The sequence below is a fragment of the Deltaproteobacteria bacterium genome (genome assembly GCA_005879795.1).
In the GTDB taxonomy this organism is placed as follows: Bacteria; Desulfobacterota; Binatia; order DP-6; family DP-6; genus DP-6.
The window spans coordinates 1-13,901 of record VBKJ01000152.1 but is presented as its reverse complement, the minus strand read 5'-3'; the positions used below and the strand labels follow the sequence as shown (position 1 = coordinate 13,901).

General features: G+C 70.8%; 11 protein-coding genes. All 11 read right to left on the bottom strand.

What is annotated here, in order from left to right; genetic code table 11:
* Window positions 1-54: 54 nt before the first annotated feature.
* Entirely contained in the window at window positions 55-2,061 is a 2,007-nt protein-coding gene (locus tag E6J59_12925) for a polysaccharide biosynthesis protein (GenBank protein TMB19063.1), read from the bottom strand.
* Window positions 2,031-2,654: a sugar transferase gene (locus E6J59_12920; GenBank protein ID TMB19062.1), complete on the bottom strand. Its 624-nt coding sequence runs from the start codon at window positions 2,652-2,654 to the stop codon at window positions 2,031-2,033. The genes E6J59_12925 and E6J59_12920 overlap by 31 nt, the downstream gene beginning before the upstream one ends.
* A gap of 26 nt (window positions 2,655-2,680) precedes the next feature.
* Window positions 2,681-3,889, bottom strand: a complete 1,209-nt coding sequence (locus E6J59_12915; GenBank protein ID TMB19061.1) for a DegT/DnrJ/EryC1/StrS family aminotransferase — start codon at window positions 3,887-3,889, stop codon at window positions 2,681-2,683.
* The gene (locus E6J59_12910) at window positions 3,861-5,153 is read right to left on the bottom strand and encodes a glycosyltransferase family 4 protein (protein TMB19060.1); all 1,293 of its coding nucleotides are present in this window, start codon (window positions 5,151-5,153) and stop codon (window positions 3,861-3,863) included. Before E6J59_12910 ends, E6J59_12915 begins: the two co-directional genes overlap by 29 nt.
* Window positions 5,065-6,945: an asparagine synthase (glutamine-hydrolyzing) gene (gene asnB, locus E6J59_12905; protein ID TMB19059.1), complete on the bottom strand. Its 1,881-nt coding sequence runs from the start codon at window positions 6,943-6,945 to the stop codon at window positions 5,065-5,067. Before asnB ends, E6J59_12910 begins: the two co-directional genes overlap by 89 nt.
* On the bottom strand, window positions 6,924-8,348 hold the full coding sequence (locus tag E6J59_12900) for an O-antigen ligase family protein (protein TMB19058.1): 1,425 nt from the start codon (window positions 8,346-8,348) through the stop codon (window positions 6,924-6,926). The genes asnB and E6J59_12900 overlap by 22 nt, the downstream gene beginning before the upstream one ends.
* Window positions 8,349-8,368: 20 nt before the next feature.
* Window positions 8,369-9,829, bottom strand: coding sequence for a hypothetical protein (locus E6J59_12895; protein ID TMB19057.1), 1,461 nt, complete (start codon window positions 9,827-9,829; stop codon window positions 8,369-8,371).
* The gene (locus tag E6J59_12890) at window positions 9,813-10,595 is read right to left on the bottom strand and encodes a hypothetical protein (GenBank protein ID TMB19056.1); all 783 of its coding nucleotides are present in this window, start codon (window positions 10,593-10,595) and stop codon (window positions 9,813-9,815) included. The genes E6J59_12895 and E6J59_12890 overlap by 17 nt, the downstream gene beginning before the upstream one ends.
* A complete protein-coding gene (locus E6J59_12885) occupies window positions 10,592-12,127 on the bottom strand; it encodes a lipopolysaccharide biosynthesis protein (protein ID TMB19055.1) in 1,536 nt (511 codons plus the stop codon). The genes E6J59_12890 and E6J59_12885 overlap by 4 nt, the downstream gene beginning before the upstream one ends.
* Window positions 12,128-12,186: 59 nt before the next feature.
* A complete protein-coding gene (locus E6J59_12880) occupies window positions 12,187-12,738 on the bottom strand; it encodes a hypothetical protein (GenBank protein ID TMB19054.1) in 552 nt (183 codons plus the stop codon).
* Window positions 12,735-13,901, bottom strand: a 1,167-nt coding sequence (locus tag E6J59_12875) for a tetratricopeptide repeat protein (GenBank protein ID TMB19053.1), incomplete at its 5' end; no start/stop codon positions are given. The genes E6J59_12880 and E6J59_12875, both read right to left, overlap by 4 nt.

Sequence of the window (13,901 nt, the reverse complement as noted above, 5' to 3'; positions counted from 1 at the left end):
CGGTGCGGGCGGCGCCGGCGGGCGAGCGCGCGAACCCGTGACCCGGCCGCGCGGCTACCCCGCACGCGCCCGGCCGTTGCCTGCGACGCTCGCCTCCGCGTCAGCGAGCCGCTCGAGAAGAAACGCGCTCGGCCGGAAGCTCGGGACCAGGCCGTGCAGGAGCCGCACGGCCTCACCCGCATCTCCTGCCTCGACGTGAGCCTGCAGCGCGGTCAGCCACGCGTTGGACGGCGCGGGCTCGGAGCCGCGCAGCGCCTTGATGCGCTCGTGGTAGCTTCCTGCGATCTCCTCCTCCGCTGCGACCAGCTCCTCCTTCAGCTTCTCTCCGGGTCGCAGGCCCGTGAAGACGATCGGGATGTCCTCGTCCGGTTCGAGCCCCGAGAGACGGATCATCTGGCGCGCGAGATCGACGATGCGCACGGGCTCACCCATGTCGAGGATGAAGATCTCGCCGCCGTTCCCGAGCGCCGCCGCCTGGAGAATCAGCTGCGCCGCCTCGGGAATGGTCATGAAGTAGCGCGTGACGTTGGGGTCCGTGACCGTCAGCGGCCCGCCCCGGCTGATCTGCTCGCGAAAGAGGGGCACGACGCTCCCACTCGAACCGAGCACGTTGCCGAACCGGACGCCGACGAACCGGCAACCACCGTTCTGCAACCCCTGGACCACCATCTCGGCGACCCGCTTCGTGAGCCCCATGATGCTCGTCGGCCGCACGGCCTTGTCGGTCGAGACGAGGACGAATTCCCTGACCCCGTGCGCCAGCGCGGCGCGCGCGACGTTGTGCGTCCCGATGACGTTGTTGCGCACGGCCTCGATCACGTTGCGCTCCGCCATGGGCACGTGCTTGTAGGCGGCGGCGTGGAGGACGAGGTCGGGCCGGTGCGTGGCGAACACGCCGTGAAGCTGGTCTTCGAGCAGGACGTCACCGAGGACCGGTTCGAGGCGCACGTCCGGGAAGCTCGCCTGGAGCTCCTGCTCCAACCCGAACACCCCGTTCTCATGGCGGTCGTAGAGGACGATGCGCTCCGGGCGGTAGCTCGCGACCTGGCGGCAGAGCTCGGAGCCGATCGAGCCGGCCGCTCCGGTGACGAGCACGGCCCTGCCCGCGACCAACGACTGCACCTGCGTCCGGTCGAGATGGATCGGCTTGCGGGGCAGGAGGTCCTCGATCTGCACCTCGCGCATCTGGGCGTACATCACCCGCCCCTCGACCAGCTCCTCGAGGGTCGGGAGCACGCGGTGGCGCACCCCGGCCTCGGTGCAGCGCTGGACGATACGGCCGAGCGCGGCGCCGGAAGCGGAGGGCACGGCGATCAGGACCTCGCCGATCTCGTGCGCCGCCACCAGCGTCCTCAAGTCGTCCACGCACCCGAGCACGGGGACGCCGCACACACGCAGCCCCAGCTTCGCGCGGTCGTCGTCGACGAATCCCACGACCGCGAGCTTGAGGCGACGGCGGCTCTCGATCTCCTGCAGCAGCCGGATCCCGGCCTCGCCCGCACCCACGATGAGGGCGAGCGTCTCGACGCGCCGGATGGCGGGCCGCTCGCGGCGCTCGTCCGCGAGCCGGATGGCGAGGCGCCCGCCGGCCACCAATCCCGTGCAGAGCACGAAGTCGAGGATGAAGACGGTGCGCGGGAACCCGCCGAGCCCTACGAGGAACACCATGGCGGCAAGGAAGAGCACGGAGGCCAGCATATTGCCGCGCACGACGTCCTCGGCATCTCGGACGCTCACGTGACGCCACCACCCGGAGAACAGGCCGACGGTCCAGAAGCCCACGAGCTTGCAGAGCAGCAGCAGCGGCAGGGTGGCGAGCGCCAGCCTCAGGTATTGCGCTGGAATCGTGAGGTCGAATCGCAGCGCGAAGGCGAACAGGTAGGCTGCGATCGCGATCGTCATGTTGCCCGACACGATGAGCAGGGCCCGGTAGCGGAGGAGGAGAGGACGGGCGGCCGCCGTCGGCGGCTGCTTCCCGTTCCGCCGGGCCTCCGGCTCGACGGTGGTGCCCAGTACTGCGGTTGCGTCGCTCATGACGTCTGCTCGCTCGTGGTGTGCCATCCGAAGATCGCCGCCACCGTGCGGGCGATGAGACGCGCGTCCAGGCCTAGGCTTCGCTGCCGCACGTACGCTTGGCTCAAGGCGAGCTTGCGTGGAAGGATCTCACTCACATACAGCTCCTCGGCGTTCGGACTCTGCCCAAGCAGGGCTTCCTCGTTCCGGAAGGCCACCGACGCGAGGTCCGTGATGCCCGGCCGAACGACCAGAAGCTCCCGGTAGGTCTCCGCGAACATGTCGACGTAGCGCGGCACCTCAGGTCGCGGCCCGACGAAGCTCATCTCGCCGCGCAGGACGTTGACGAGCTGGGGCAGCTCATCGAGCTTCCAGCGCCGCAGCACCCGGCCGACGGGCGTGACCCGTGGGTCGCCGGCCCCGGTAACGAGGGGGCCCGGGTCCTTCCCGATCCGCATGGTGCGGAACTTGAGGATGTGGAACGGCTTCCCCCCGAAGCCGATACGGGCCTGCCGAAAGAGGATCGGCCCCGGCCCGCTGCACCTGACGGCGACGGCGGCCGCGGCGAGGAGGGGGCTCAGGACCAGCAGCAAGACGCTCGCCCCCGCGACATCGAGGCAACGCTTGAGCGCGTCGTACATCGCCCGTGCCCGAGAATGCCTGCCAGTCATGCGACGGCGACCCTCCGTTTGCGCGCCTCCGCCGCCGTGTCGCGGACGGCCGCGATCGTGTGATCCACGTCGGCGTCGCTCATGCCGGGGAAGATCGGCAACGAGATGAGCCGCCGCCACTCCCGGAAGGCCACGGGGAACTCCTCCGCGCGGAACCCGTAGCGCTCGGCGTAATAGGGTTGCATGTGCAGCGGCCGCCAATGAACGCTCGTCGCGACACCGCGGGCCGCAAGCGCGTGGATGAACTCTCCGCGGCTCATCGTCAGGTGGTCGAGGCGGAGCCGGATCGGGTAGAGATGCCACGCGTGGCGGCGGTCCGCCCGCTCGCGCGGAACCTCGACTTCCTCGACGTCGCCGAACCCCGCGGCGTAGCGCGTCGCGATCGCCGCGCGCCGCGCCCGGAAGCGGTCCGCCCTGGCGAGCTGCCGGAGCCCGAGCGCGGCGGCCACGTCCGTCATGTTGTACTTGAAGCCCGGAGCCGTGATCGCATAGTCCCAGCTGCCGCCGGCGCGGAACCGTGTCCATCCGTCGTGCGACATCCCGTGCAGGCCGAGGCTGCGGATGGCGCGCGCGCAGGCGCCGTCCTCCGTCGTCGCCATGCCACCCTCGCCCGTCGTGATGGTCTTGTTGGCGTAGAACGAGAAGCAGGCGACATCGGCCAGGGCCCCCACGCCGATCCACCGGCCGGTCTCGGGATCGCGCAGCGCGCTGGGCAGGGCATGCGCCGCGTCCTCGACGACGAAGCAGTGGGCCGCGCGGAGGAGACGCGCGAGGCGCGGCATGGCCGCCATCTGACCGCCATAGTGCACGGGGATCGCTCCCACGATGTCCGTCGCCCGCTTCGACCCGCGCGCGAGCGCGCTCTCCACTGCCGCTGGATCCATGCACAGCGTCTCCGGCTCCACGTCCACGAAGACCGGCCTCGCATCGAAGTAGGTGACCACCTCCGCCGTGGCGGCGAAGGTGAGGGTCGGTACGACGACGCCCTGCCCGCGCTTGAGCCCGAGCGCCGCGAGCGCCAGGTGGAGCGCCGCGGTGCAGGAATTGACGGCGAACGCATGCGCCGCGCCGAGGTAGCGGGCGAAGGCAGCCTCGAACTCCTGCACCCGGGGTCCGGTGGTGATCCACCCCGAGCGAAGCACGTCGACGACGGCGGCGATGTCCCCGTCGTCGATCTCAGGCCTGAAGAACGGCACCGTAGTCATGAGTCTCCCAGCAGGTCGGTAGCGCATAGCCGGCGTCGCGCAGCAGCGAGGTGTAGACCCCGGCCAGGCGCGCGACGACGATGGCCTCGTCGAAGCGACGGCGCACCCGCTCCGCCGCGGCGGCGCCCATCCGGGTGCGCAGGGCGGGGTCCTCGAGCAGGCGGACGATGTGCGCGGCGGTCGCATCGACATCGCCCGGCGCCGCGAGAAGCCCGGTCTCCCCGCTCCGGACGACCTCGCGATTGCCCTTCACGCGCCAGGCAACGACCGGGATGCCCGCCGCCATGGGCTCCAGGAGGCCGCGGGCGATGCCCTCCTTCCAGGAGAGCAGCACCGCCACGTCGACGTCCGCGAGGAGCGCGCCCACGTCCTCTCGGTAGCCGACGAACTCCGTGGCCGAGGCGATGCCGAGATCGGCGGCCGCTCGCTCACACTGCGGGCGAAGGGGACCGTCGCCGATCAGGCGGAGTCGCGCCTGCGGACACGCGGCGCGGACTCGGGCGAAGACCCGCAGCAGGTCGCGATGGTTCTTCACCGGCTCGAACCGAGCGATACAGGCAACGACGCGACCGGCGCCGGAGTGCGCTCGCGCGCGCCGGGCGTGGCGCTGCACGTCGATGCCATTGCCGATCAGACGTGCCCGCACACCGCGCCAGCGGCGAACGGCACGCAAGTCCTCGCGGTTCTGCATGAGGAGCATGTCAGTGAGGGCCGCCAGCGCCCGCTCCGTGGCGCACGAGAGCACCTTCGAAGCCGATCGCGTGCCCTTGTGGAAGTGGAACCCGTGCACCGTGTGGACGACGATCGGCACTCCGGCCGCCCGCGCTGCGACCCGACCCACTGCGCCGGGGACGGAGCTGTGCGTATGGACGATGGACGGGCGGAGCTTCCGGAAGACGCGCATGAGCCGCCAGGTGGCGCGGGCCAGGGCGGCCGGCTCCAGCCCGCGCGGCGTGTCGATGACGGCGACCGGCAGACCGCACGCGCGGACGTGGTCGACGTGGTCGCCCGCGCTGCAGACGATCCAGTTCTCGATCAGGGGTGGCCGGTGAAACTGGCACACCCGATCCAGGAGGATCTCCTTGGCCGAAGCGGCCGTGTTGATCACGTCGACGATGCGAAGTGCTGGCGGCATGCTTTCGTGAGGACCCGTGGGTTGGGGGCGGGCCGGTGGGTCAGACGCCCGTCCGCTGTCTGCTGGCCCACCAGTGCAACCCGAAGAGGGCCCAGAGCTCCTTCGAGCGATCGGCCCGTCGGGTCGCATGCTGCCGGTAGAGCGTCTCGACGGCGTCCCGGCGTACGCACGGCAGATACCGACTTCCGGTCTTCATGACATCCCAAAAGAGGTCCCGGAGCTCCGTTCGGAACCACTCGCCCACCGGCGGCTCGAAGCCACGCTTGCCCCGCCGACGGACCTCCGGTGGCAGAAGGTCGCGGAACGTCCGGCGCAGGATGCGCTTGCCGCGTATCCCGCCGATCTTCCAGCGGCCCGGAACACGGAACGCAAACTCGACGACGCGATGGTCCAGGAACGGCACCCGGACCTCGAGCGCGTTGGCCATGCTCGAAATGTCGACCTTGGCGAGCATGTCCCCGGGGAGCCCGAGCCGGCAGTCCGTGTACAGCATTCGGTTGATCGGGTCCCCGTGGTCCAGCGCGCCGAACCGCAGGGCTTCCGCGGCGAACAGGTCGCTCGCGGGGTGCCCTGCGCTCAGGTCCGGGACCAGCGCACGGACCTCGGCCTCCCCGCACACCTGCGCCCAGCGCGCGTAGCGCCGCCCCGTGTCGGGGATGCCGCCGCCGTCCGTCAGCCGGCGGAGCAGGCGAACGGCCTCCTCGAGGCGGTTGCCTCGGCCGCACGGTCCGAGCGCCGACACCCGAGCGAGCAGCCACATGAGGGACCGCGGCGCCCGGGCCGCGTAGGCCTCGCCCAGGTACTTCGTGTAGCCTCCGAATAGCTCGTCGGCGCCGTCCCCGGACAGCACCACCTTCACGTGACGGCGCGCCTCGCGCGCGATCTCGAAACACGGCACGAGCGACGGATCGGCGAAGGGCTCGTCGAGATGGTCGAGGGCCGGCTCCACGGCCGAGAGAACCTGCGCGCGCGTCAAGGGAATCTCGGTGTGCCCGCTCCCGATCTGCCTCACCACCTGCCGGCTGAAGCGCGCCTCGTCGAAGACCCGGTCCTCGGGGAACGTCACCGAGAACGTGCGCAGCGGGGTGGGGCTGGCCGCAGCGGCCAGGATGCTGACCACGGAGGAATCGATGCCGCCGCTCAGAAAGGCGCCGACCGGGACGTCCGCCACCAGGTGCTCGCGAACGGCGGCCATGAGCAAGGAGCGGAGCTCCTCCTCCGCGGCCGCCCTCGAGCGAGGCGCGAGCCCGGGCTGCCAGACCCAGTACGGGCGTCGCCGCACGCCGTCGCGGTCGGCGACGAGGAGCTCTCCGGGGGCCAGGCGCTGCACGTCCCGGTAGATCGTGGCGGCGCCGGGAACGTATCCACAGCTCAGGTAGTGGAGCAGCGCGCCGGGGTCGACCTGGCGCTGCGTCAGCCGCCCGGCGACGAGCGCCTTGATCTCGGAGGCGAAGCCGAAGCCGCGAGCTCCACTGGTGTAGAAGAGCGGCTTGATCCCGAGCCGGTCGCGGGCGAGGACGAGACGCTCGGCCGCGCGGTCCCAGATCGCGAGCGCGAACATCCCGTGCAGCTTCGCGACGGCGTCGGGCCCGTCGTCCTCGTAGAGATGCGCGATGGTCTCGCAGTCGCTCGCCGTCCGGAAGTGATGGCCGCGCGCCTGGAGCTCCGACCGGAGCTCCCGGTAGTTGTAGATCTCGCCGTTGCACACCACCCTCACCGAGCCGGTCTCGTTCACGAGCGGCTGCGCACCGCCTACCACGTCGATGATGGCCAGCCTGCGGTGTCCGAGCGCGGCCTCGCCGTCGCTCCACCACCCCTCGCCGTCCGGCCCGCGGTGCGTGAGGGCGGCGGTCATGTCGCGCACCACCGCGGCGGCGTCGCGAGCACGCCCGAAGCTGATCAGACCCGCGATTCCACACATGGTACGACACCGTGAGCGAGGCGGGTCCGGCGCTCGTCAGCGCGAACCCACAGACGCGACCGCTCGTAGACGTGGGGCAGCACGACCGTCAGCGCGACGACGAACCAGAAGTGTCGCTGCCGCAACCCGTAGTTGAGCATCCCGTAGAGGAGGAGTGACAGGTAGGAGACGAACAGCGCGCGCGCGGCCATGAGGGCGTCCGGATCGCGCGCCCGCGCGCTCCGCTCGAGGAACGCGAGGCTCCTCGCCATGGCGGTCGCGAGCAAGCCGAACATGATCAACCCACCGATCGCGCCCGTCTCGGCGAGCACTCCCAGATAGGAGTTGTGCATCTCCTGAGCTTTTCCGCCCGGCACGAGCCGCGGGATGGTCGCCGCGAACCCCCCCGGCCCCACGCCGACCAGCGGGTGGTTCGCAAAGACCGTGTGGAAGGCGAGGAGCTGGTCCGCCCGCCCCCGGCTCATCTCTCCCAGATCGTACGTGTCCGACGAGACGAACGAGACGGCGCGCCGGGCGCCGTACGGCAATTCGTCGAGGTGCTGTCCGACGACGTGCCACGCGGATCCGGCGAGGAGCAGGGCCGCGCACGTCCAGGCCAGGCCGACCCTCGGCCATACCAGCACGAGCATCAGCCAGATCGACAGCGCCGCGAACACGATGCCCCCGCGGCTCCCGCTGCCGAGGACGCTCGCGAAGGCGACGACGATGAGTGCACCGTGGAAGAGGCGGGAGCCTCGCGAGGCCGCCGCACTGAACGCCCGGGCGCAGAAGAAGGGGATGACGGCGACCATGAAGGACTGGAGCTGATTGATGCCCTCGAAGAGGCCGGCGACCCTCCCGCCCTCCACGACCAGGTTGTCCATGGTCCCGCGCCACATGAGCACGGTCCCCACTCCGCCGGCCACGCACGCCACGACACCGGCTCCGCGCCAGGCTGCCAGGGTGCGGCGCACCCGGTCGGGGCTGCCGAGCAGCTGGCAGATCACGACGAGAGACAGACACAGCCAGACGTACGTGGCCAGCTCGATCAGCGACTCCGAGCCGGTCTCGCCCAGGGTCGCGGACACGACGCTCGCCCCACAGAAGGCGGCGAGGAGCAGGACGATGCGGCGGCCCTGCCGGTCGAGGACTCGGCCGGTCAGGCCGTTCTCGTTGAGCAGGGCGCCCAGGGCGGTGAGGAGCAGGACGGGATCGCCGAGGGTCAGCTTCTGCAGCACCACGGGCCCCTCACCCAGGGGCTCGCCCGGACGATAACCCGCGAGGCACGCGATCGTCTTCGTCACCGGGAGCAGCATCACCCAGAGGCAGAGGCCCGTCGTCGGGTAGAGGAATATCCGCGTGACCGCGTAGAGAGCGGGCACCGTGACGATCACGGCGAGGGCGAGCAGCGGGACGCTATCCATGGTTGATCGTCAGACGCCGGTCAGAGCGCCTTCCACAGGATGGGCTTGATGGACCGCAGGGTCTCCGCGACCATCGCGTCGGTACGGATCCGGTACGTGGGGACGCCGCCAAACTCCAGCTCCGCGGCCTGCGCGTGGCGCCGACGGAGGTAGTCGGTCGGCTCCGGCCCGCCGGGTTTGTCCCGCGTGAGGTTTCGATGCACGGCCAGCTCGAGCGGGACGTTCAGACAGAAGACGAGGTCGGGCTGCGGGATGTCGCGGTACATCCGCTCCTCCACCCGCGCCAGCCATCTGTACAGAGGGTTGCGCTTCCCGAGCAGGAAGTGGAGGCTCGGCCCGTCCGGCACCCCCGGCTGGCGGGTCGGGTACCGATCGGCGACGACCAGGGTCCCGTCCGCGGCCCTGCGGTGGGCCCAGGTCAGGAGCTGCCTCCTCTCGTACGCCACCATCAGCGCCCGCAGCACATAGACGACCAGGGCGCCGGCACGCGTCGCGCCGAAGTCCATCCCCTTCCCCGCTGCCGCCTGCATGTCGATCCGCGAGGTCCGGTAGGCCGGCATCGTCCGCCGCAGCAGCGGCAGGAGAAGGCGCGGGAGAGCGGTCACCATCGACGGCGGCGGCTTGCCGCCGTGGATGTTGGCCACGGGCAAGACGTCCCCCAGCCAGCGGCTCAGCTCGTGGACCAGCGTGGACTTCCCGGCGCCGTCCGAGCCGACCACCCCGATGACCGCGCCCCCCGAGAGGAGCGCTCGCGTCGGCCCTCCGCCGCCCAGCGTACGCCAGGCCTTGCGCCACGCGCGCCGGCCCCGTGCCACGGTCGCGCCCGGGCGCACGAACCGTCGGTGGTGTCGCAGCTGCGATGCCAGCGCCCTGCCGAGGCGGAAGCGACCGACTCCCGATCGCCCCGACTCGATGGCATCCTCCAGGCGGCGGAAGAGCGCGAAGTCCACGCTCGGAAGGCACTCCTCCAGCACGCGGCGCAGGTCCGGGTCGTCCACACCCTGACGCAACCAGCGGAGCTCCTCGGCCTCCGCCGCCCGATCCCGCGGGATGAGGGCCTCGCTCGGTACCGCGTAGTCGAGACCTCTGCGCATCACGAACGACACCCGCTCCGCAGCGCGCTCGGGCACGCACACCCCCTCCTCCGTCGGCCGTGCTCCGCGCAGCAACGCGCTCTCCAGCGGGAGGTGGTACTCCTTGATCGTCCCCCCCGTGATGATCCGATGGTAGACGTGGAGGTCGAACAGGCGTCCGCTCTCCTCATCGAAACCATAGTAGTGACAGAGCGAAGGATGACCGTCGCTCCGCCCGGGCTTGCAGCCGACCGCTCCGACGACCGAGAGGAAGCGCGACGCATCGCCCCGATGGACCAGCAGGTCGAGATCCCGCTCGCCGCGTAGCGCCTCGACGAGCTTCCAGTTGCTCTTCCAGTGACAGTAGTGCACGCCGGCGCCGTGCAGGGCGTCAAACAGCGTGCGCAATGTCCGAAGCACTCGCACTTCCCCCGACGATGCGATCGACGATCGTCCTGGCGAAGCAGCGGTAACTTCCGAAGTCGTTCTCATTGGTTTGCACCTTCAGCGTCCTGCGCGAAAGCGTTTCGTCGCTCATCAGCTGATCGAACATGGTGTGGGCGTGCCGGATGAACCGTTCCATCTCCTCCCTGCTTCGTCCGCGGAGGGGCGGGTCCCTGCGGGCAAAGGTTCGTGCGAGCACCTTCTCCAGCGGTGCCGTGACGTAGACGACGAGGTCGGGCATCGGGACCAGGCGACAGAAGGCCGCGATATCCTGGGGCCGTGGTGCACTGTTGACGTGGACGAGGACGTAGTGGGCGCAATGGATCGTGCCCTCGTCCACGATCACGGCAGGGCCGTGGCCCGCCTCGCGGGCCAACGCCGCGTGGACTCCGAGCTTCCGGTGCAGGCCGCGGTACGCACTCACGGCCCGCACCACGCCGCGGTACGCGCTCAAGCCGGTGGCCGGCCGGTCCGCGTCGCGTCGTATCACCGCCATGGCGAAGGCGAGGAACTCCCGATGTCGCCGGAGGGTGAGCGTCTCGCTCAAGCCGCGGAGGTCGAGTGCGAGGTTCTGGAGCGTCGGGTTGCGGCGGATGACGCCCGGGAGCCATGGCAGAAGGAAGTCCTCGGCGGCGGCCGCCTGCACGCCGCGCTCGCCACACTCGCGGAGAACCTCCTTCAGGAGCGTCGACTTGCCGCTCCCCGAGGAGCCTGCGATTTCCACGATCACGGTCGACCTTTCAGGCCCGGAGCGCCCGGCCGAGCGGTACGCGAAGCTCGGCCATGGGGTCGGACCGCATCGCCGTCCGTGGCTAGCCTAGAAGATTGTGAACGCCCTCGCTCCCTTAGAGCCCGCCCGGCGAGAAGACCCCGCATGGCGACCTCGGACTCGCTCGGCTGCGGCGCAGCGGAGGAGGCGCCGATGACCGCCGCGGCGTAGACGCCACCGAGGCAGGCCAGCCTCGTTGCTTCGGTGGCGAGCACTGCCCACGCGGCGCCCACCAGTCCGTAGAGTGGCACCAGGAAATAGCTCGCGACGGCGCAGACGGCGAGGCTCAGGATCGCAATCGGCAGCTGTTCCGGCAGCCGCCGTGCGGCGGTGACGGCGTAGCTGAGGGCCTGGGCGAGAAAAGAGACGCCCGTTGCTACCGCCAGCCAGACCAGGACCAAGGTGTGCTCCGCGTATTCGGGCGCGTAGGCCACGCTGAGCATGATCCGCCCGAAGAGCGCACATGCCGCGACCCCCAGGAGCCCCAACGCGCCCGCCATCACCATCGTACGGAACGTGAGCCGTCGGTAGGCTCCCAGGTCGGTGACGAAATGGCGCGCCAGCCGCGGACTGACCGCCGCCCCCAGCGCCAGAAGCGGCTGACTCGCGGCAACGAAGAGGTAGACGAGCGCCGTGAAGTGGCCGAGCGCAATCGCACCCAGGTTGGCCTCGACGGCATAGCGCGGCACGTTGACGGCAAGGCTGCCGACGCCTGCGACGCATCCCAATGGAAACGAGACCCGTACGAGGCGAACCAGCGATCGCAGCTCCAGGGACGGCTGAACGCTCGCTAGCCGGACAGCGGCAGGCAGGTCGTACGTCACCAGCAGGCCCCCCCAGCACACTGCCAACGCGAGGGTCGCGAGGACGATGTCTCCGCTCAGCTTGAGGACGAACCCCACGGCCACCACGCTGATGACGCCTTTCGCCAGCATCGAGGTCGCGACCCGGCGAAGGTTCTCGGCCTTCTGCAGCAGCCCGAACACGACATCGCTCACCGCCTCGAGGGCCTTGGCGGCCGCCACCGCGAGGATCAGGTAGAGGGTGGCATCCCGGTAGCCCAGGCCGAACGCCATGGCGGCGATGGCCGCAAGGCCGAGCAGGGTGCCGATGATCCGCACGGACAGGTAGACGCTGAACGGATAGTCTTCGCGCGCGTCGGTCGCCTGGAGCAGCCGCAGGTTGAGGCTGGTCAGGGTGATGATGGGCGCCGTGAGGGCGAGCCCGAGCGCGAACTGTCCGACGTCGGCGGCGGTTCCGAGCTTCGCGATACAGACGAGCACTCCCCACTGGCAGGCGCTGTAGCCGAGATTGCCAGCGAGGGCCCAGGCCACGTTGCGCCGAAGCGACGCCGCGTCTCCGGGCTCCGAGGAGCTCGGCACCGGTGCCGACGACGAGATCCGGCTGAGGGAGTAGGTCATCAGGGAGCTGCTTGCATGCGGGGGCGCGTCCGGGGAGCCGGGCAAAGCTCCGCTCCTCGGGTTACACGGCATCCCGCTGATTTGAGTTTCTCAAGTCTTCGACGGCAGCTCCGGCTCTCGGCCGACTGCCTTCACACCTTCTCCACCGCCCGAGCCGCCACCTCCACCGCCACACTGCGCTGCAGCAGGTCGACACTCACGACGAACGTCGCCCGGCCCCTGTGCCACAGCTGAACCAGGCCCTCGAGGCCCGCGAGGGGTCCGGCAACGATCCGGACGCGGTCTCCCGTCCCGATCCACGGCACCAGGCGCACCCGGTCACCCGACGTGACGAGGCGACGGACCGCCTCCACCTGGTCGTCGGGAATCGGGTACAGTGAATCCCAGCGCTCACCGATGATGCGGACGACGCCGTCGGTGCCGACGACGCGGATGTACGCCTCGCGCGAGGGCGCGAAGCGCAGCAAGACGTAGCCGGGTAAGAGCGGCCGCTCGAGGACCAGGCGGCGATCGCGCCGCCGGCTGGTGACGCTCACGCGCGGCACGAAGACCCGGAAGCACCTGCCCCGCAGGCCCTCTTCGACCTTGGTCTCGCACTGGGTCCGCGTCCAGACGGCATACCAGCGCTCGCTCGCGGCAGCTCCGATCGGAGGAAGCTCGAGGGCGGCACCCCGGGTGCTCACGGCACGACCTCCTCGTCGTCGGGGGCGCTGGGTGGGGGCGGAGCACTCGCCACCTTCTCGATCCCCGTCGCTTCGCGCCGCGCCAGCACCTCCGTGACGCCCTCGTAGACGGGCAGCATGTCGACCGCGTTGCGCTCGCCCGCGTGGAGCACGCTCTCCGCCGCCGGGAAGTCGCCGCGGGCCGCGTAAACGTCGACCGCGAGCGTGCGGTAGAGGTCGCCCCGTTCCGGCGCCTGCTGCAGGGCGGCCCGCAGCGTCCGTTCGGCGGCTCCCAGATCGCCCGCCTTGAGATAGTCCCCTGCGGCCCGCGCCAGCTGGCCTCCGCCCTGCGCGCTGCGCGCCGCTTCGGCCTGCAGGGCGGCCGCCGCTTCCTTCCAATGGCCCCGTGCCTCGAACAGTGTGACGAGGTCCTCCACGATCGCCGTACGCTCTTCGCCGGCGGCAGACTGGAGCGCCCGGTCGAGGCCGCGGCCGATCGCCTCGGCCATGTCGTCCTCCAGCCTCGCGAGCCGCACGCTCAGGCCGTCACCCTCGTCGTCGGCGCGGATGGGCCGGCCCGCAGGACGGGGCTCGAGCTCCCCGCCCGGGGCGAGATAGGCATGCGAGGTCAGGGCCGGGAAGCGAACCATCGATTCCTCGAGCTCCGCGGCGCCCTCGTGCCGCGCGCCGCGCGCCCAGAGTTGAAGCGCGAGCCGGTCGCGCACCTCGGGGGACCAGGGGCTCAGGACGAGCGCGCGCCGCAGCGCTGCCTCGGCCGCCGGGCCGGGCCCCACGAGGGCGGCGAGCGCCTCGTGGCCTTCGAGGTCCGCCGGGGACGCGTCGAGGGCGCGGAGGACGAGCGCCCGTGCGCGTGCGCCGTCACCGGCCTCCGCAAGCAGAAGGTCCGCCTCTGCCAGGCAGTCGCGGGGTGAGATGGGCGAGGCGCCGGCCAGCCTGCGCGCGCCGTTCGCCACCTGCGGCCCTGCCGCCGCCGTCAGCAGCACGAGCAGCACGGCGAGCGCAGGGGTACCTCCGGCGGGCTGGGGCCGCCCGCTCAACACGAGGAGCCCGACGACGATCATGAGGGCGAGCGAGTTCGCGGGCATGTGCAAGCCGAAGTCCACCAGGCTGTGAGCGAGGATCGCCGCCACACCGCCCGCGAGCCCCCAGCGCAAGGCGGTGCG